Here is an 18093-nt window from a genome sequence, read left to right on the forward strand (position 1 = left end):
TTTTTTATAGATCAAAATATAATCATGACCAATAGATGAGTATAGAAAGGAAGGAATAGGTACCCAGAGTTTAAAATATATTGAAGACGTTGCAAAATCAAAAGGAGTAACAGTTGCTATGCTTGATACTTTTGACTTTCAGTCAGAAAAGTTTTATCTAAAGAACGGATATGTGGCAATCGGAGAGATACAAAACTTTCCTAAAGGGCACAAAAGAATTTACTTTTCGAAAACATTAGACCTTTAAATTAGTGTCTGATATCTTCTGAAAACTATTATTACGTTCTTCAGTTTCCCCTAAACCCTAAACCCTAAACCCTAAACTAATCTACATCACATTTATTAGGAATAATCAAAACCGGACAAGCAGATTTTCTCGCCACGTGTTCGGCAACGCTTCCCATTAAAAAATGGTACAAGCCTGTACGTCCGTAAGTGCCTATAACAATTAAATCAGATCCCCACTCGTCCGATTGTTGGATAATACCATGCGCTGCGGTATCGACAACACTTAAATAAGTGGTTTTTGCACCTTTGCTATATTTCGTCTCCATTTCTTTAAGCAAAATGTGGCTGTTTTCTTCGCTATTGTCATATGTTTCTAAAAACACTGGTGCCAAGGTTAAATCGGGGTTTACATTAGCCGGAATAGGCTCGATAATGTTAACCAATGCTACTTCTGCTCCAAATTTTTCAGCCATGTCGTAACCGGCTTTTGCCGCTTTTTCTGAGCAGGTACTATTATCAACGGCAATTAATATTTTTTTAAAATTCATGGCGAGCATATTTAAAGGGTGATCATCATAAAAATAACAAATTTGTACGTAAAATGTTAGGCAATGGATGTATTTTATTAGTTTTACAATAGTTTCACGAGCATATTTAAATGGAAAATCAATACGGTATTTGTAGAGTTGCGGTGGCACCCTTAAGAGCTGATGCAACAGATAAAGCAGAAATTGTTTCGCAGCTTTTATTCGGCGATCATGTAGAAATTATTCAGAAGGAAGACCGCTGGTGGCTCATTAAAAATGGCTACGATGGTTACGAAGGCTGGATGGATTTCAGACAATTGGCCCCGATTAGCCAAAGCCAGTTTGCAAAAATGCACGATTGTAAATTGCTTGCTCCATTAAGTTTCAATAATGTGCTAACAGCAGCCGATGGAAGTTCGTATCATTTGAGTCCGGCAAGTAATCTTCCTTTTTTAAAAGACGGTTTTTGTTATGCTGGCGAGGAAAAATTTAAACTGAATTTCGAAGCATACAACAATATTGCAGTGGATTTTACCGATAGAGTTACCGAAACGGCAAAATTTTTTCAAAATATCCCGTACTTATGGGGCGGAAGACATTTGTTTGGCTTAGATTGTTCTGGTTTTGTACAAACCGTATTTAAAATGTTAGGTATTAAGTTAAATCGTGATGCCTCACAGCAGGCCGAACAAGGCGAATTGGTCGGCTTTTTGGCAGAATGCAGGGCTGGTGATGTTGCTTTTTTTGATAACGACGAAGGCAGAATTACTCACGTAGGCATTATGCTCAGTCCAAATGAAATTATCCATTCCTCAGCCAAAGTAAAAATTGATCCAATTGATGACCAAGGGATTTTTAATAAGGAATTGGGTAAATATTCGCACAAATTGAGAATTATCAAACGTTTTGTGGAATAGTAGCCGGGAAAGCGAGCGTCACCCTGAATTTATTTCAGGGTCGTTTATATTAAGAAAGATGCTGACCACGTAGTAGCTACAAGACAAGTGAAAATACTATTTCTACTTGTAAAATAAATTCAGCATGACGAAGCTTAATTACAATAAAATTAATCTCCCATCTCCCAAACCATCACCTGCCGATCATCTCCTGTAGAAATGAGGTATTTACCATCGTGGCTCCAGATAATCTTATTAATGGAGTGGGTATGGCCGGTTCCAAGTTTCTCTAAGCTTAATATTTTATACAGTTTAAAGTTTTCTGCATCCCAGAGTTTAATGCTTTTATCCTGACTGCTTGTAGCAAAATAAGGCAGGCTAGGGTGAAAGGCAATATCATATACGGTAAACATGTGTGCCGGAACCGTTTCCCTAAGCTCATAATTTGGCAGATTCCATATTTTTAACTGTGCATCCCTACTGCCCGAGATTAAGTATTTACCAATAGGATGATATGCCAAAGAGGTAACAGGTAATGAATGCCCTTCCAGAGATTGTTTGAGGCTATAATCAGCCAGGTTATAAATCCTGATCAGGTGATCTTTACAACCAAAGGCCACTTCACTTTCGTTAGGTGCAATTGCAATAGCCCTAACCGTATCGTAAGCCACCTGAAAACGGTAAATCTCTGTAAAGTCTACCAACGACCAAACCGCAACCGTTCCATCTTCGCCAGTGGTTAAAAGCTCATTTTTGCCTTTTACCGTTTGTATGTTGAAAATCGGCTTGGTATGTGCATTTATTCTGGTAATTACTTTCTGATCATTAAAGTCGTAAACACTAAACGCACCACTCCTTTCCCCAACAAATAATTGATTGTTGTAATAATGCAGACAATAAACTGAACTTTGTACCGGCATTTTAACCTTTACAAAAGCCATCGTATGTAACGACCATTCTACAACACCTTTATCATTTCCTGCACTGAAAAATATACCATCTTCATCTGAGTTGGCAAGCGCATAAACAGGGTTTTGGTGTCCGGGAAGAGTTTGTAGGTGTTTGAGCATTTCTTGAGGTTTTGGGTTTAGGGTTAGGGGTGTAAGGTTAGGCATCTGGCACCTTACGCCTTTTACCTCAAACCTTATTGATGTCTTTTCTCTAAATTCTTCGCTATATCCTGAATCGATAACCCTTTTTCTTTCAATAAAAACAATAGGTGAAAAACAAGATCCGATGCTTCTCCAATTAACTCTTCTTCTGTTTCGGCAAGCGCTGCGATTACCGTTTCTACACCTTCTTCACCAACTTTTTGAGCAATCTTATTTAATCCCTTGTTACGCATTTTGTTGATATAAGAACCCTCAACCGGGTTTTCATATCGATCATTAATGATGTTTTCGAGCTCGAAAATAAAGTTTTGGTTAAAATCTGTTTTAAAACAGCTACGGCTACCGGTATGGCAGGTTGGACCAACGGCATCCGCTTTGATTAGAATGGTGTCGTTATCACAGTCTACAAAAAGTTCTTTAACAAACAAAAAGTTATTGCTGGTTTCACCTTTTGTCCAAAGGCGGTTTTTAGCGCGCGAAAAGAAAGTTACCTTGCCTTCGGCCTGCGTTTTCTCGAGTGCTTCAGCATTCATATAGCCTAGCATCAAAACCTCTAAAGTTTTGTAATCCTGAATGATTACTGGAAGTAAGCCAGCTGTTTTATCCCAATCAAGGGAGTTGGTATCGATTGTCATTTTTATGATGTTTCCGTCATTGCGAGGCACGAAGCAATCTTACTACTTTTGCAGGTTTCGAACCCGTAGCATTAGGATTGCTTCGTGCCTCGCAATGACGAGTTAACTATTATATTCTAACAGGAATATTGTTTCTTTTTAGTTCTTGTTTTAAATCAGGTATCAAAATTTCGCCATAATGAAATACCGAAGCTGCCAGTGCGGCATCAACATTGGCCTTTTGAAAAACCTCAGTAAAATGCGCCATACTACCCGCTCCGCCTGATGCTATAATCGGGATATTAATCATTTGGTTTACTTTACTGAGCAACCCACAATCAAAACCTGCTTTGGTGCCATCGTGGTCCATCGAAGTTAATAAAATCTCTCCCGCACCTAAATCTTCGGCCTGTTTAATCCAGTTTTCGGTTTCCAGTTCGGTAATTAGTCTTCCTCCATTTAAGTGGACCATATTTTTACCGTTTACATATTTGGTGTCGACTGCCAAAACCACAAACTGCACCCCAAAGGTTTTAGCCAGGTCTTCAATTAGCTTTGGATTTCGGACAGCTGCAGAATTGATACTGATTTTATCTGCACCTGCATTTAATAATGCTTCGGCATCAGCAATTTCTGTTATTCCCCCGCCAATGGTAAAAGGAATATTTAATTGACGAGCAACCGATTTAACCATTTCAATCATCGTTTTACGACGCTCGTGAGTAGCCGTAATATCCAGGAAAACCAATTCGTCGGCACCTTGTTGTGCGTATTGGGCGGCCAGTTCAACAGGGTCACCCGCATCACGTAAATCAACAAAGTTTACACCTTTTACCGTACGGCCGTCTTTAACGTCTAAACAAGGGATTATTCTTTTACTTAGCCCCCCGCCCCCTAAAGGGGGAGATGCAAATTGCTTAGCTTGTATGGTTTCTTTTATTTTTTTCAAAACTGAGTCTAAATTATTGTAAAGGTCAGCGTTTTTAAATCTAATTACCTTAATCCCAAATTCTTCGATAGCTTTTTGTCTTTCAATATCGTTATTCATAACCTCTGGTAGATCATGAATACTTCCATCTAATTCGATTATTAATTTCGCTTCATGACAGTAAAAATCAGCTATAAAGTATGAAATTGGGTGTTGTCTTCTAAATTTAACACCTAGTTGCTTGTTACTGATTACTTGCCACAGTAAATTTTCTGCTTCAGTGACATTGTTTCTTAAGCGTTTCGCATTCTCAAAAATTATATTTGATGCACCATAAAACATATTGGGTTCATTGACGTGTAAAAAATCAAAATCATCCTCATTTATTTTATAGGTCATTTTTAACTATGCTATTAACTCCCCCTTTAGGGGGCTGGGGGGTTAGATACTGGACAAGGCTTTCAAATTCCACTCTTTAATTTCTTCGATGGTAATGCGGTCTTCGTAAATCGCTTTTCCAACCACCACACTTCTAATTGGATATTTAGCCAGATCATAAATATCCTGCATCGAACTTACACCACCTGAAGCAATCAGTTTGATCATAGGAGAGTGTTCAAGCAGTTTTTGGTATAAATCGACCGCTGCGCCACCCAATTTTCCATCCTTACTGATATCGGTACATAAGAAACGGAAAAACCCCAGTGAAAGACATTTGTCAACGTAGTCCATCAGTTTAATCGGCGAGCTTTCCATCCAGCCCGAATATTTGATTACTTCATCTAAAACATCAATTGCAATTACTATGCGGTTAGCGTAATCGTCTTTTTTAGCAAAAGCTTCGCTTAATTGAGGTAAGAAATCAGGGTTGGTAATGGCCTGTGTACCTACAATTACACGATGAATGCCGGCATCAAGCAAATTGGTCACCTGCTCAATGGTTCTGATGCCACCACCGTACTGCACTTTCATTTCGGTTTTTTTGATGATCTCGAAAAGTGCTTTTTGATTGCCAAAATCGCCTTTGGCTCCATTTAAATCAATAATATGGATGAAATCTGTACCATTTGAACGGTATTTTTCTATCATTTCGGGGATTGAAACATCATATTCCGTTTTTTGGTTGTAATCGCCTTCACGAAGACGGACAACTTTTCCATCCAAAATATCAATAGCAGGTATTATGTACATTTTATAAGCTTAAGTTTGAAAAATTTTTTAATACTAGTTCGCCGGCTTTGCCCGATTTTTCGGGGTGAAATTGAACGCCGTAAAAATTATCTTTTTGCACTGCTGCCGAAAACTTTAAACCATAATCAGCAGATGCGATGTCAAAAGTAGGGTTATATTCAATAAAGTACGAATGCACAAAGTAAAATTGTGTATTATCTTCAACACCTTCAAATAGTGAATTGTTTTTTGGGTTCACTGCATTCCAACCCATATGTGGTATTTTGATATTCAGCGACTTATCGAATTTTTTTGTTTTAACCGGAACAATATCCAATAGTGCAGCATCACCCTCTTCTGAGTGTTCGGTAATGAGCTGCATGCCCACACAAATCCCGAGGACTGGTTTTGTTAGTTTTTTAATCGCCTCAACCAAACCCGTTCCTTTTAGTTTTTCCATGGCAGCACCGGCGTGGCCAACGCCAGGGATGATGATGTGACTATATTTTTCGAGATCATTTTCAGTATTTACCATACCATAGGTTACGTTTAAACGATCTAAAGCTGCGGTAAGGGAGAAGATGTTGCCTGCTCCGTAATTTATAATTCCAACCATAATTTTATATTTCAGATTCTTTATTTATAAGGTTTGAAAATGAATATCAGTTTTTCATGGGTACTGAAGTCCCGCTATCGCTTATAGCCCTTTCCCGATGAAGAATCGGGATGCGGGCTATTCCGCTCTATCGGGTTTATTAACAGCGGATTGGCGTCAAACCCCTCCGCCTTAGACCTTTCAACCCTCCGCCTTACAACATACCCTTTGTGCTCGGCAATACCATTTTCTCGGCATCGCGCTTAATTGCCATTTTGATTGCTTTGGCGAATGCTTTAAAAATAGCCTCAATTTTATGGTGTTCGTTATCGCCTTCTGCTTTTACGTTTAAATTGCATTTTGCAGCATCGCTAAACGATTTAAAGAAGTGATAAAACATCTCTGTAGGCATATCGCCCACTTTTTCACGTTTAAATTCAGCATCCCAAACAATCCAGTTCCTTCCTCCAAAATCAATGGCCACCTGTGCCAGGCAATCATCCATTGGTAAGCAAAAACCATACCTTTCGATGCCTAATTTGTTGCCTAAACCTTTGGCAAAGGCTTCTCCAAGCGCAATACCAGTATCTTCTATCGTGTGGTGTTCATCAATATGTAAATCGCCTTTTGCAATTACTTCCAGATCTACACTTCCATGTCTGGCAATCTGATCAAGCATATGATCGAAAAAGTTTAAACCGGTTTCAATCTTGGCCTTTCCTATTCCATCCAGATCAAGGTTAATGGTGATATCGGTTTCATTGGTTTTGCGTTCGTGGTGAATTTTTCTGCTTCCTGCTTTTAACAGGTTGTAGATATCTTCCCACTTCTTGGTTTCTAAAATAATAATATCTAAAAGCGTTTCGTGTTTATCCAAAGCTTCGGTAGAGCCCAATGCATCATTCTGACGAAGAAAGATGGCTTTAGCACCTAAATTTTTAGCTAAAACAACATCATTCAAGCGATCGCCGATAACATAGGAATTTTTGAGGTCGTAATCTTCGCTGAAATATTTAGTTAATAAAGCTGTTCCTGGTTTGCGGGTAGGGGCATTGTCTTTCGCAAAAGTCCTGTCGATAATAATCTCACTAAAATGAACGCCCTCACCTTCAAAAGTATCCAGCATAAAATTATGAATCGGCCAGAAATTTTCTTCAGGATTAGACAATGTTCCCAATCCATCCTGGTTGGTCACCATTACCAGTTCGTAATCCAGTTCGGCAACAATTTTAGATAAATAATATAATGAGCGTGGATAAAATTTAAGCTTTGCAAAACTATCTACCTGTTCATCATCAGGCTCGATATTTAATGTCCCATCACGGTCTATAAACAATACTTTTTTCATCTTAAAAATTTTCTAGAACAGTTAATAGTTTGTCGTTTTCTTCTTTTGTACCTACTGTAATCCTTAAACATCCTTCGCATAAAGTTACTTTAGAACGGTCGCGGACAATGATGCCCTGATCTACCAAAGTATCGTAGATTTTTAAGGCATCGGTAACTTCCGTCAGGATAAAATTAGCATCAGAAGGATAGACTTTTTTAACAATATTTAATGCATTTAATGCCATGCTTAAACGGTCTCTTTCTGCCACAGATTCTTTAATCCAATCGTTCACCTGGGCGATGTTTTTTAGCGCTTCAAAAGCTAAATCCTGCGTGGCCTGATTGATGTTGTAAGGTGGTTTAATTTTGTTCAGAACATCGATCACTTTTGTCGAAGAAAAAGCCATGCCTAAACGCAATGCGGCAAGCCCCCAAGCTTTCGAAAAAGTTTGCAAAACCACCAGGTTTCCGTATTCGGTTAGCTCTTGAATAAAGGTCTTCTGACGGGCGTAATTAATGTACGCTTCATCAACCACAACGATGCCATTAAAGTTGGCTAAAATTGTTTCAATATCTTCGCGATTTATCGAATTTCCAGTCGGATTATTTGGCGAACAAATGAAGATTAATTTTGTGTTTTTATCGATCGTTTCTGCGATCTTTTCCATATCCAATTGGAAGTTTGGAAGCAGGTTAACTTTGCGTATTTCTACATCGTTTATGTTGGCCGAAACCTCGTACATTCCATAGGTTGGTGGCAGCACAATTACGTTGTCTTTTCCAGGATTACAAAAAGCACGGAACAATAAATCTATCGCCTCGTCGCTGCCGTTGCCTAAAAAAGTATTCTCGATTGGCACACCTTTTATTTTGCTGATTGCATCTTTCAGATCAAGCTGCAATGGATCAGGATAACGGTTGTAATTTGCCGGAAGTGGCGAACCATAACTGTTTTCATTCGCATCTAAAAAAACTGATGCCTGACCTTTAAATTCATCCCTAGCGGTAGAGTAGGGACGAAGGTTTTTTATATTTTCTCTTACTAAATCGTTAATGTCCATTTTAATGGTTTGTTGGTTTCCTTCGGTTTGATTACACAGATTAGGTGATTTCACCGATTGTTAGTTCTTATTTTATGCTCTGCTATCTTTGGACTTCCGACCTCGGACTCAAAGTTCAATCTAATACTCACCGCATTCTTGTGCGCGTGTAACCCTTCTGCTTCTGCAAGTATTTCAACCGTATTGCCAATGTTGCTCAACCCTTCGTGGGATAAATGCTGGAAAGTGATTTTTTTCAGAAAAGCATCTGTTGAAACGCCCGAATAAGCCTTAGCAAAACCACTGGTTGGTAAAGTATGATTGGTTCCAGAGGCATAATCGCCAACACTTTCTGGTGTAAAGTTGCCTAAAAACACCGATCCAGCGTTGATAATCGATGGAATAAGGCTTTGGAAATGTTCGGTAGTCAATATTAGGTGTTCTGGTGCATATTCATTTGAAAATTGCATCGCCTCATCCAGGTTTTCAGCAAAAACTGCATAAGAATTGGCTATTGCTTTTGCTGCAATGTCCTTCCGTGGGAGGATATTGAGCTGATTTTCAATTTCTTTTAACGTATCAGCAATGATCTGATTTGAAGTAGCCACTAAAATAGCCTGACTATCAGTTCCATGTTCCGCCTGTGCGAGTAGATCTGCAGCAATAAATGACGGATTGGCAGTCTCATCAGCAATAACCAATACCTCTGATGGTCCTGCAGGCATATCAATGGCTACTTTGTTTTGAACCATTGTTTTTGCCGTAGTTACATAACGGTTACCTGGACCAAAAATCTTATATACCTGTGGTACACTTTCCGTTCCGAAAGCCATTGCTGCAACAGCTTGTGCGCCCCCAATCAGGAATACTTTTTCGATGCCCAGAAGCACCGCACAGTAGGCCAGATAACAATTAGTTCTGCCATCACTTTGCGGGGGAGAACACACCACAATTTCTTTACAGCCTGCGATGATCGCGGGAGTGGCAAGCATTAAAAAAGTACTCGGTAAAACGGCTGTTCCTCCTGGGATATAAAGTCCCACTTTTTCAATTGCCCTCGATTCGCGCCAGCACACAACGCCTGGCATCGTTTCGATTTTATCTTCAGTTTTTAACTGCGACTGGTGAAAAGTTTTGATGTTTTGGTAAGCTGTATCAATCGCCTTTTTTGCTTCTGCGGGAATGGTAGATGCAATCGCTTTTAATTCTTCAGTATCCAAAAACAGTTTCTCTAAATCAACTTTATCAAATGCTTTTGCAAAGTTAAAAAGTGCTTGGTCGCCATCTTTTTTTACGGTGCTGATGATGTCGGTCACCCGTTCTTCAACCAGTTTATCGTCTTCAATCTGCCTCGAACAAAGTTCTTCAATTTTTGATTTAGATAAATCTGTATAATTGTAGATTTTCAATGTTTTATAATTTTAAATTAACTAATAGTTAATGTGAATTTAAACGATTTTACTTGATTATTTTCTCGATTGGCATTACCAAAATACCTTCAGCACCTGCTGCTTTTAAACTATTTATTTTATCCCAGAAATCTTCCTCGGCAATTACAGAGTGAACAGCCACCCAGTTCGGTTCGAAGAGTGGAACTACTGTTGGACTTTTAACACCCGGCAATAAATCGACTACTTTTTGAAGGTTATCTTTTGATACATTTAGTACCACGTATTTATTAGATTTTGCGCTAAGTACAGAGCGGATGCGTTGAAGCAATTCTGCAACTTCAGGATTATCAGCTATTGATTTATTTCCGATTAAAACGGCTTCCGATTGCATCACATCAGCGAAAGGTTTTAGTCCATTGCTTTTTAGTGTTCCACCTGTTGATACGATATCAAAAATAGCATCACTTAAGCCTAAGCCCGGACCAATTTCTACCGATCCTGAAATGGTTCTGATATCAGATTTTATGCCTTTTTCCTGTAAGAATTTTTCGAGGATTACCGGGTAAGAAGTAGCAATCGCTTTGCCATTTAACTCTTCCAGTTTTTGGATATTACTGGTGGCCTGAACAGCGATTTTTAAGGTGCATTTTCCGAAGCCTAATTTTTGTAGATAATCTACTTCGGCTTTGGTTTCTACAATTACGTTTTCTCCAACTATACCTAAATCTGCAATGCCATCCTGTACATATTCAGGAATATCATCATCCCGGAGGAAAAGAATTTCTAAAGGAAAATTGGTAACGGTTGAGATGAGTGAGCTTTTGTAGTTTTCGAAAGATAAACCACAGTTTTTAAGTATTTCTACAGATTTTTCGTTTAACCTACCCGACTTCTGGATAGCGATTTTAAGTGTTTTCAAAGTATTGAATATAGAGTGAACAAGAAATTATTTACGGAAAAAAGTTTTGAAGTACAAAACAAACATATCATATCGCCTATCGGCGATGGTGTAAATGTAAGTGATGGTTCAAAGTTAAATTCATAAATTATTTCTGCCAGTATCAATGCTTTAGCTGATAAGCGCTGGCAAATATAGTGTTTGAAATGGTAAAACAAAAAATAATGGCACTTAATTTGCCATTATGCTGTTTTTATTGTCAATAACCCTTATTTTGTATTAAAATTTTACTCTTTTGAAAAAGTTTCGCTTTCTAATTCTGCCCTTTATTTTGTTCATTTCTGCCTGTGGATGGTTTAAAAGCCCACCTGAGATCGGGAAAGTGCTGTCTGAACATTTCAAGAATAAAATTTATAAAGATTTCGATACTGTAGCTTATGATAGCATTTTTGTAAAGACTTTGGATAGTCTTTCAGACAAATTTGTAAATCCGAAAACAATTAAAGGTTATTATGCCGATAATCATCGTCAGCCTGTGCTCGTTACCAGATTTTATATTAATGGAAACTTAGATTCGCTGGTAAGCTATTTAAACGAAAGTAAGGTTCATGGCTTCAATCCGAAGATTTTTAAAGGAGATGAGATTAAAAGCTTATTAGATGAATTAACGGCAAACAAGTTTAAAAAGGTAGAGGAAAGTTATCCGGTTATAGCGAAACTAGAATTACTATCGGCCAATGCCTATTTAAATTATACAAACTATTTAAAATTTGGGGTAGTAAATCCCCGCAATATATTTTCGCGCTACTACATTAAAGTTAAACGTCCGGACAGCGCTGGGATGACCAATCTTTTGAATAGTGTAAGCCTATTGGACACACTCAGATCTGTTCAGCCCAAATCGGCTCAATATAAAGCTTTGCAGGCTGCATATTTGAATGCAGATGCAGAGGATGAGAAACGGATTTTACTGCTAAATATGGAGCGATTCCGTTGGAAAATGCCAGAGACTGGCGATAATTATGTGCAGGTAAATATCCCTGATTTTAGGTTAACCTGGCTGGATAAACAAGATACGGTAATTACAATGAAAGTTTGCGTTGGTGGGAGGCGGGAAAACGGTTACGAAGAGAAGCTTAAGGCCTTTGCAAAATCAGGCAATTTGGATGATAAACCGAAGAACCATGAGACACCTTTATTGTTCAGTAAAATCAATTCCATTCAGGCCAATCCAATCTGGAATATTCCGGTAAGTATTGCGCAAAGTGAGATCTATTGGATGGCCAGAAAAGATCCTTTTTATTTGTCGAACAGTAACATCAAAGTTTACTATAAAGATAAGCTGATTGGTGAGCCTGATACCATCAATTGGAATAGGTATTCGCGTGATAAATTACCCTTTAAATTTAAACAAGGATCTGGCGGTGGAAACGCTTTAGGAAAGTTCAAATTCATCTTCGATAATAGCTCGAGTATTTACCTACACGATACCAATAATAAGAACGGATTTAACCTGACCAACCGGGCTATAAGTCATGGTTGCGTACGTATCGAAAAACCATTAGAATTTGCCGAACTTTTGGTTAAAGATACTTATACTTATGATAAACTTAGGGCTGAAGTAGATTTGCCGCCGATTGATAGTACACATGTAAAATGGTATAAAAAACGCATGGCCCAAAAGGCAGATACCACCAGAGCATTTCAATTAAAACCAGCTTGGTTTGCCCCAAAGAAAAATGTTCCATTAATTATCACCTACATTACGGCCTGGTCGCAAAACGATAAGATTGAATACAGACCTGATGTTTACGGTATGGACGAAAAACTTTGGGCTGCGATGAAGAAATTCAGGTAGAATTTAATCAATAGTTTAGCGCTTGCAGTTGTAAATAATGTTAAGGTTTCCCCTAACAGCAGCACAGCTATTTAATCATTTTCCTGAAGGTAAAGCAGCAGATACTGGCATTGTCATCTTAATTTCGTTGACAAAGAAAAAATTGAAAAGGTAATTTTTGTGTGTTTCGAAAATGAAAATTATGAACGCTACCTACAAAAGTCAATGAATTAATATTAAGATCATCATGGACAATAAAATAACCAAAGGAATCAGTAAGCTGCTAAGTTATATTTTGAGACATTCGCCAGAAACCATAGGCTTAAAGCTCGATGAAAATGGCTGGGCTGATGTAAATGAACTGATTACCAAATTCGACCTCTATGATAAGAGAATAGATTTTGAACAACTTGAATTCATCGTTGAAAATAACGATAAAAAGAGATTTGCCTTCAATGATGATAAAACTAGAATAAGGGCAAGCCAAGGACATTCTATTGCTGTTGAATTAAACTTAAATCAAGCCGAACCCTTAGCATACCTGTATCATGGTACAGTTGAAAAGTTCCTGTCGGATATTAAATCGCAGGGACTTCAAAAAATGACCCGGCAGCATGTGCATTTAAGTGCCGATAGAGAAACGGCCAATAAAGTAGGTGGCAGGAGGGGAAAACCGGTTATCCTCACCATTAATAGTAGAGAGATGCACAGGGCAGGCTATAAATTTTATTTATCAGCTAACAATGTGTGGCTTACAGATGTTGTGCCCGTTGAATATATAACTTTTTAACATGGGCAGAACATTAGTAATAGGTGATATACACGGAGGATTAAAAGGTTTAACTCAGCTATTCGAGCGTGCAGAAGTAACAAAAGATGACAAACTGATTTTCCTTGGCGATTATGTGGATGGATGGAGTGAATCGGCGCAGGTAATCAATTACCTGATACAATTAGAAGAAAACCAGCAGTGCATTTTTATCAAAGGAAATCACGATGCCTGGTGTATCGATTGGTTAGAAAAAGATATTGTAGATGATGTTTGGTTTGTTCATGGTGGTAAATTAACCATCGAAAGCTACCAAAACATGCCTGATTCAGTGAGGCAAAAACATTTAAATTTCTTTGAGCACATGAAAGACTACTACGTGGATGAGCAGAACAATCTCTTTATCCACGCGGGTTTTTCTTCTATGCACGGTCCTGAGAAAGAACGTTATTCTTCCAATTATTCGTGGGATAGAACGCTTTGGGAAATGGCCCTGACTATGGATAAGAGGATCAAAAAAGATTCAGCGATTTATCCGAAACGTTTATTGCTTTATCACGAAATCTACATTGGCCATACCCCAACGCTCTATTATAACATGAACGTGCCCATGCAGGGTTGTAACGTTTGGAATATTGATACTGGTGCTGCATTTACTGGGAAATTGACCTGCCTGGATATCGAAACAAAAGAATTTTGGCAAAGCGATACCTTGCAAAGCTTGTACCCAACCGAAAAAGGAAGATGTAAATAGTTAAGTTATTGATCGATTATTCTCTTGCTGAAATTAGAGAAAGGCTAAAGAATAGTTAACTTCGCCAAGTTTTTGGAGTGGTATCATTAATATGGAATTGTCATCCTGTCCAAAGGACTCCTACGGAGGGCCGTCCGATAAAAGGCGGGACAAGTAGTCGAAGGAGCATAATAAAGCGTTCGACGTGCTCAACGTGGCAGATTTAGATTTATTTATGATACACCTCATTTAATGAAAGATACAATGCAGCAAAACCCCACATTTAACCATCAAGCCGATATCGTAAATAGTGCCATTAGGTTTATAAACGCATGGTTTAAGCAATCTAAGTCTATTACCATTGAACTGAATGATTTTTTTATTCTTCCTGGTAATAAAATTATTGGAAAAGATGTAATTGTTGGTCGTTTGAAAGGTATCTTCGGTAAATCTGATGAATATGTTGGTGGCAGATACGATATTATTGATGTTAATTTCGAGCTTTTGAATGATGATAAGGGTATGGGCTTTGTTGAAGGGGTTGCAGGTTATAGAGATGTTATTCAAAAACAATCAAAAATTGTAAGCGGACCTTTTAAACTGTATTTCGCATTGCAAAACGGTGGCTGGAAAATTGTAAATATCGAATTTCCGGGTTTTAGTTATTAAAACGACTTTATTACAATAGTAATTCGCCACTTTCCATAATTTTTCTATCTTTGGTTTTTAATGAATTTCCTTTATCCGGGCTTTCTTTTTGCACTAATATCGGTTGCCATCCCGGTTATCATTCATTTATTCAATTTCAGGAAGTTTAAGAAGGTTTATTTTTCTAATGTTCAGCTTTTAAAAGAAGTAGAACAGCAAAATTCTTCTAAAGAAAAACTTAAAAACCTGCTTATTCTGTTGTCACGGATTTTGGCAATCGTCTTTTTGGTCTTGGCATTTGCCCAGCCTTATATTCCAGCGCACAACCAAAAAACAACTGCTTTAAACAATGTAGTAAGCATTTATATCGATAATTCTTACAGCATGGAAGCCATTAATAAAGATGGCAACCTGCTTGATGAAGCCAAGCGGAAGGCAAAAGAACTGGTAAAAGGTTTTGGAATGAACGATCGTTTTCAACTCCTGACCAATAATTTCGAAGGAAAACACCAACGATTGTTAAACGAGGAAGAGTTTTTAAAAGCATTAGATGATGTTAAGATCTCTGCAGCAAACCGTAATCTCCAACAGATACTAAACCGGCAGGGGAATGTTTTAACGGGTTCTGCAAATAAGTATAGCTTTCTGATCTCCGATTTTCAAAAAAATATCTCCACCACCAATAAACTCGATACAAAAGCAGATATTCAATATTCATTTTTGAAACTGAATGCCAATACGCTTCCGAATGTTGCAATAGATAGCGTTTGGGCGCTTTCGCCAAATCATCAGCCGGGAGCAAATGAGCGGTTGGTTGTACAGTTGAAAAATTACTCTGAAGAGGAAGCGAAAAATATCCCTTTAAAGCTCAGCATCAACAACCAACAGAAAGGTTTGGGTGCTGTAACGATCCCTGCAGGTAAAACGGTTAAAGATACCCTGAATTTCTCTGGACTGAACGCAGGATGGCAAAAAGGTTTAATCAGTATTAAAGATTTTCCGGTAACCTTTGATGATACACTTTCCTTCAGTTTTAAGGTAGATGAAAGTTTTCCTGTTCTGAGTATTAACGGAGCCAATACGGGCAATTACATTAAAGCACTGTTTGCTGCCGATCGTTATTATAAACTCACCGAGAATGCCGAAAGCAATGTGAATTATAGCAGTTTTGCCAGTTACGGCCTGATTGTGTTGAACGGTTTGAAAAATCCATCAACAGGATTGGCACAACAGCTAAAAACCTACCTGAATGCAGGTGGTACGGTGGTGCTTTTTCCTGATTTAGATGCCAATATTCAAACTTATAACTCATTTTTAAGCGGATTGTCGCTTCCTGCCATTCAAGGTTTAAATACCACACCAAGCAAGGTTGATCAGATTGATCTGCAAAACCCCATTTTCAGGACTGTTTTTGAGGAAATCCCTAAAAATCTTGATCTTCCAACAGTTTCCCGCTATTATTCTTTTGTAGAGAAAAATACTTCCAATAAAGAAGATGTTATGTTATTGCCTGGCAGAAAACCATTTTTCTCAAAGTATGGTGTAGGTAACGGGCAGGTGTATTTATCTGCTTCAGGGCTTAATACAAGTGACGGGAATTTAGCCCGTCATCCGGTTTTTGTGCCACTGATTTATCGTTTGGCATTGAGTGGAGGAAACGAAACACCTTTATATTACAACCTCGGTAATGATAATGCCTTGGCGGGTAAAAAGATTACGCTGGGTAAAAACCAAAGCTTAAAAATTACTGCGGATGGTTTTGAGGCGATTCCAGAAATCCGTCAGGCAAATGGGAAAACGTTGATTTACATTGCCGATCAGATAAAAAATGCAGGCTTTTATAACCTGAAACTTGCAGATTCGCTACTTGCTGTTTATAGTTTCAACAATGGCCGAACAGAATCTGATATGCACTATTTAAGCAAAATAGAACTCGATCAGTTAGCTGGTAAAAGTAACCTGAAAATATTCGATACCGATAAAGATGCCGTTAAATTAATTGCCGGCACTAATAAAATCGGGCAGACTTTATGGAAACTTTGTCTAATTTTGTCGCTGATTTTTATTGCAGCAGAAATTTTGCTCATCCGATTTTTTAACAACACAAAAAAAACAATATGAATCTCCTGGTTAAAAATGTAGCCATTGCCGATCCGCAAAGTAAATTCAATAATCAACAATGCGATGTTCGGGTAGAAAATGGCAAAATTAAAAACATAGGTAAATTAACTGCCGATAAAAACGAAACTGTTTTTGATGCTCAGGGTGCTTTCTTAACGCCAGGTTTTTTCGATCTAAACTGCGTAGCTGGCGATCCTGGTTTCGAAACCAAGGAAGATATTCAAACATTAACCGCAACCGCAAAAGCTGGAGGTTTTACAGGCTTAGCTTTATTGCCGCAAACCAGTCCGGTTGTGCAGTCAAAATCTCAGGTAGAATACATTATCAATAGGGCCAAAAACAATTTGGTTGATGTGTTGCCAGTTGGTGCCATAAGTCAGAACCGCGAAGCAAAGGAGCTTGCCGAACTGTTCGATATGCAGCAGGCAGGTGCGGTAGCTTTTTCAGATGGCGATAAGGCCTTGCAAGACGATGGTTTTATGAGCCGCGCATTACAATATGCAAAAGGTTTTGATGCACTATTAATGGTTTATCCTGAAAATAAATCCATAGCTGGCAAATCGCAGATTAACGAGAGCAAAAACTCTGTGCTGTTGGGCATGAAAGGTTTACCCGCATTGGCTGAAGAAATGCATATTGCGCGCGATATTTTCCTGGCAGCTTATAATGAAACCAAAATCCACATCAGCAATATTTCAACTGCAGGTTCTGTAGCTTTGATTCGTAAAGCAAAAAAAGATGGCGTTCAGGTTTCGTGCGATGTAACCGCGCATCACCTGGTGTTTACAGAAGAACTTTTAAGTGATTTTGATAGCAACTATAAGGTTAAGCCGCCCTTGCGTGGAAAAGCAGATGTAAAGGCGCTAATTGCCGGTTTAAAAGATGGAACCATCGATGCCATTACTTCCCAGCACCGTCCGGAAGAAATCGAATTTAAAAATGTAGAGTTCGAAATTGCGCACTACGGCATCATCGCTTTACAAACCGTATTACCACTATTATTAAAGGCTGGATTGGATATTGCTTTAATTGTAGAGAAATTGGTCATTAATCCACGTAAATTATTAAATTTAGCTATTCCGGTAATCGAAGAAGGTGCTGAAGCCAACTTTACGGTTTTAAACACTGCAGAAAAATGGCTGTATAATGCGGCCAGTAACTATTCAAAATCGGCAAACAGTCCATTGTTGGGTACTGAGCTTACCGGGAAAGTAAAATTGGTTTATAATAATAATCAGTACTGGGAGAGTTAGTTGA

18 protein-coding genes and 1 pseudogene are annotated in these 18093 nt (G+C 38.3%); 8 read left to right on the forward strand and 11 right to left on the reverse strand.

What is annotated here, in order from left to right; genetic code table 11:
• The first annotated feature begins 31 nt into the window (after positions 1–31).
• Entirely contained in the window at positions 32–247 is a 216-nt protein-coding gene (locus J7E57_RS27525) for a GNAT family N-acetyltransferase (protein WP_215125848.1), read from the forward strand.
• Positions 248–323: 76 nt separating this feature from the next.
• Here J7E57_RS27525 and J7E57_RS22705 read toward each other — a convergent pair whose 3' ends face one another.
• Positions 324–776, reverse strand: coding sequence for a universal stress protein (locus tag J7E57_RS22705; RefSeq protein WP_108200692.1), 453 nt, complete (start codon positions 774–776; stop codon positions 324–326).
• A 110-nt stretch (positions 777–886) separates the two neighbouring features.
• Between J7E57_RS22705 and J7E57_RS22710 the strand changes: the two genes are divergently transcribed.
• Entirely contained in the window at positions 887–1672 is a 786-nt protein-coding gene (locus tag J7E57_RS22710; protein ID WP_215125748.1) for a C40 family peptidase, read from the forward strand.
• 149 nt (positions 1673–1821) lie between these two features.
• Here the strand turns inward: J7E57_RS22710 and J7E57_RS22715 are convergent, their stop codons facing one another.
• From J7E57_RS22715 to hisG, 10 genes and pseudogenes are all read right to left on the reverse strand, one after another.
• Positions 1822–2721, reverse strand: coding sequence for a WD40 repeat domain-containing protein (locus J7E57_RS22715; protein ID WP_215125747.1), 900 nt, complete (start codon positions 2719–2721; stop codon positions 1822–1824).
• A gap of 74 nt (positions 2722–2795) precedes the next feature.
• The gene (hisIE, locus tag J7E57_RS22720) at positions 2796–3398 is read right to left on the reverse strand and encodes a bifunctional phosphoribosyl-AMP cyclohydrolase/phosphoribosyl-ATP diphosphatase HisIE (protein ID WP_215125746.1); all 603 of its coding nucleotides are present in this window, start codon (positions 3396–3398) and stop codon (positions 2796–2798) included.
• 109 nt (positions 3399–3507) lie between these two features.
• A complete protein-coding gene (hisF, locus tag J7E57_RS22725) occupies positions 3508–4305 on the reverse strand; it encodes an imidazole glycerol phosphate synthase subunit HisF (protein ID WP_317196570.1) in 798 nt (265 codons plus the stop codon).
• 9 nt (positions 4306–4314) lie between these two features.
• Positions 4315–4704: pseudogene (locus J7E57_RS27185) on the reverse strand (endonuclease domain-containing protein); the annotation flags it as partial.
• 42 nt (positions 4705–4746) lie between these two features.
• Positions 4747–5496 (reverse strand): 1-(5-phosphoribosyl)-5-[(5-phosphoribosylamino)methylideneamino]imidazole-4-carboxamide isomerase, encoded by a 750-nt coding sequence (gene hisA, locus J7E57_RS22730; RefSeq protein ID WP_215125745.1) that lies wholly within the window; start codon positions 5494–5496, stop codon positions 4747–4749.
• Position 5497: 1 nt separating this feature from the next.
• Entirely contained in the window at positions 5498–6091 is a 594-nt protein-coding gene (hisH, locus tag J7E57_RS22735) for an imidazole glycerol phosphate synthase subunit HisH (protein WP_215125744.1), read from the reverse strand.
• A gap of 193 nt (positions 6092–6284) precedes the next feature.
• Positions 6285–7418: a bifunctional histidinol-phosphatase/imidazoleglycerol-phosphate dehydratase HisB gene (gene hisB / locus J7E57_RS22740; RefSeq protein ID WP_215125743.1), complete on the reverse strand. Its 1134-nt coding sequence runs from the start codon at positions 7416–7418 to the stop codon at positions 6285–6287.
• A 1-nt stretch (position 7419) separates the two neighbouring features.
• Positions 7420–8460 carry a histidinol-phosphate transaminase gene (gene hisC / locus J7E57_RS22745; RefSeq protein ID WP_215125742.1) on the reverse strand — a complete coding sequence of 347 codons (1041 nt, stop codon included), beginning with the start codon at positions 8458–8460 and terminating at the stop codon, positions 7420–7422.
• A 50-nt stretch (positions 8461–8510) separates the two neighbouring features.
• Entirely contained in the window at positions 8511–9848 is a 1338-nt protein-coding gene (hisD, locus tag J7E57_RS22750) for a histidinol dehydrogenase (RefSeq protein ID WP_215125741.1), read from the reverse strand.
• Positions 9849–9897: 49 nt separating this feature from the next.
• A complete protein-coding gene (hisG, locus tag J7E57_RS22755; RefSeq protein WP_029278663.1) occupies positions 9898–10749 on the reverse strand; it encodes an ATP phosphoribosyltransferase in 852 nt (283 codons plus the stop codon).
• A 274-nt stretch (positions 10750–11023) separates the two neighbouring features.
• Here hisG and J7E57_RS22760 point away from each other — a divergent pair, with 274 nt between their 5' ends.
• The 6 genes from J7E57_RS22760 (at position 11024) to J7E57_RS22785 (ending at position 18089) form a co-directional block, all read left to right on the forward strand.
• The gene (locus J7E57_RS22760; RefSeq protein ID WP_215125740.1) at positions 11024–12586 is read left to right on the forward strand and encodes a L,D-transpeptidase family protein; all 1563 of its coding nucleotides are present in this window, start codon (positions 11024–11026) and stop codon (positions 12584–12586) included.
• Between the two features lie 226 nt (positions 12587–12812).
• The gene (locus J7E57_RS22765) at positions 12813–13355 is read left to right on the forward strand and encodes an RNA 2'-phosphotransferase (RefSeq protein ID WP_215125739.1); all 543 of its coding nucleotides are present in this window, start codon (positions 12813–12815) and stop codon (positions 13353–13355) included.
• A 1-nt stretch (position 13356) separates the two neighbouring features.
• Positions 13357–14088, forward strand: coding sequence for a metallophosphoesterase family protein (locus J7E57_RS22770; RefSeq protein WP_215125738.1), 732 nt, complete (start codon positions 13357–13359; stop codon positions 14086–14088).
• Between the two features lie 231 nt (positions 14089–14319).
• Entirely contained in the window at positions 14320–14736 is a 417-nt protein-coding gene (locus J7E57_RS22775) for a hypothetical protein (protein WP_215125737.1), read from the forward strand.
• Positions 14737–14796: 60 nt separating this feature from the next.
• Positions 14797–16836, forward strand: coding sequence for a BatA domain-containing protein (locus tag J7E57_RS22780; protein WP_215125736.1), 2040 nt, complete (start codon positions 14797–14799; stop codon positions 16834–16836).
• Entirely contained in the window at positions 16833–18089 is a 1257-nt protein-coding gene (locus tag J7E57_RS22785) for a dihydroorotase (RefSeq protein ID WP_215125735.1), read from the forward strand. Before J7E57_RS22780 ends, J7E57_RS22785 begins: the two co-directional genes overlap by 4 nt.
• The last annotated feature ends 4 nt before the right edge of the window (positions 18090–18093 follow it).

Source organism: Pedobacter sp. ISL-64 (assembly GCF_018613605.1).
Lineage (GTDB): Bacteria > Bacteroidota > Bacteroidia > Sphingobacteriales > Sphingobacteriaceae > Pedobacter.

What these genes read in the sequence shown, in the direction of transcription:
- J7E57_RS22765 (WP_215125739.1), top strand. Translation starts at nt 12,813, where the DNA reads ATGGACAATAAAATAACCAAAGGAATCAGTAAGCTGCTAAGTTATATT.
- hisH (WP_215125744.1), bottom strand. Translation starts at nt 6,091, where the DNA reads ATGGTTGGAATTATAAATTACGGAGCAGGCAACATCTTCTCCCTTACC.
- hisA (WP_215125745.1), bottom strand. Translation starts at nt 5,496, where the DNA reads ATGTACATAATACCTGCTATTGATATTTTGGATGGAAAAGTTGTCCGT.
- hisB (WP_215125743.1), bottom strand. Translation starts at nt 7,418, where the DNA reads ATGAAAAAAGTATTGTTTATAGACCGTGATGGGACATTAAATATCGAG.
- hisC (WP_215125742.1), bottom strand. Translation starts at nt 8,460, where the DNA reads ATGGACATTAACGATTTAGTAAGAGAAAATATAAAAAACCTTCGTCCC.
- J7E57_RS22775 (WP_215125737.1), top strand. Translation starts at nt 14,320, where the DNA reads ATGAAAGATACAATGCAGCAAAACCCCACATTTAACCATCAAGCCGAT.
- J7E57_RS22785 (WP_215125735.1), top strand. Translation starts at nt 16,833, where the DNA reads ATGAATCTCCTGGTTAAAAATGTAGCCATTGCCGATCCGCAAAGTAAA.
- J7E57_RS22715 (WP_215125747.1), bottom strand. Translation starts at nt 2,721, where the DNA reads ATGCTCAAACACCTACAAACTCTTCCCGGACACCAAAACCCTGTTTAT.
- J7E57_RS22780 (WP_215125736.1), top strand. Translation starts at nt 14,797, where the DNA reads ATGAATTTCCTTTATCCGGGCTTTCTTTTTGCACTAATATCGGTTGCC.
- hisIE (WP_215125746.1), bottom strand. Translation starts at nt 3,398, where the DNA reads ATGACAATCGATACCAACTCCCTTGATTGGGATAAAACAGCTGGCTTA.
- J7E57_RS22710 (WP_215125748.1), top strand. Translation starts at nt 887, where the DNA reads ATGGAAAATCAATACGGTATTTGTAGAGTTGCGGTGGCACCCTTAAGA.
- J7E57_RS22770 (WP_215125738.1), top strand. Translation starts at nt 13,357, where the DNA reads ATGGGCAGAACATTAGTAATAGGTGATATACACGGAGGATTAAAAGGT.
- J7E57_RS22705 (WP_108200692.1), bottom strand. Translation starts at nt 776, where the DNA reads ATGAATTTTAAAAAAATATTAATTGCCGTTGATAATAGTACCTGCTCA.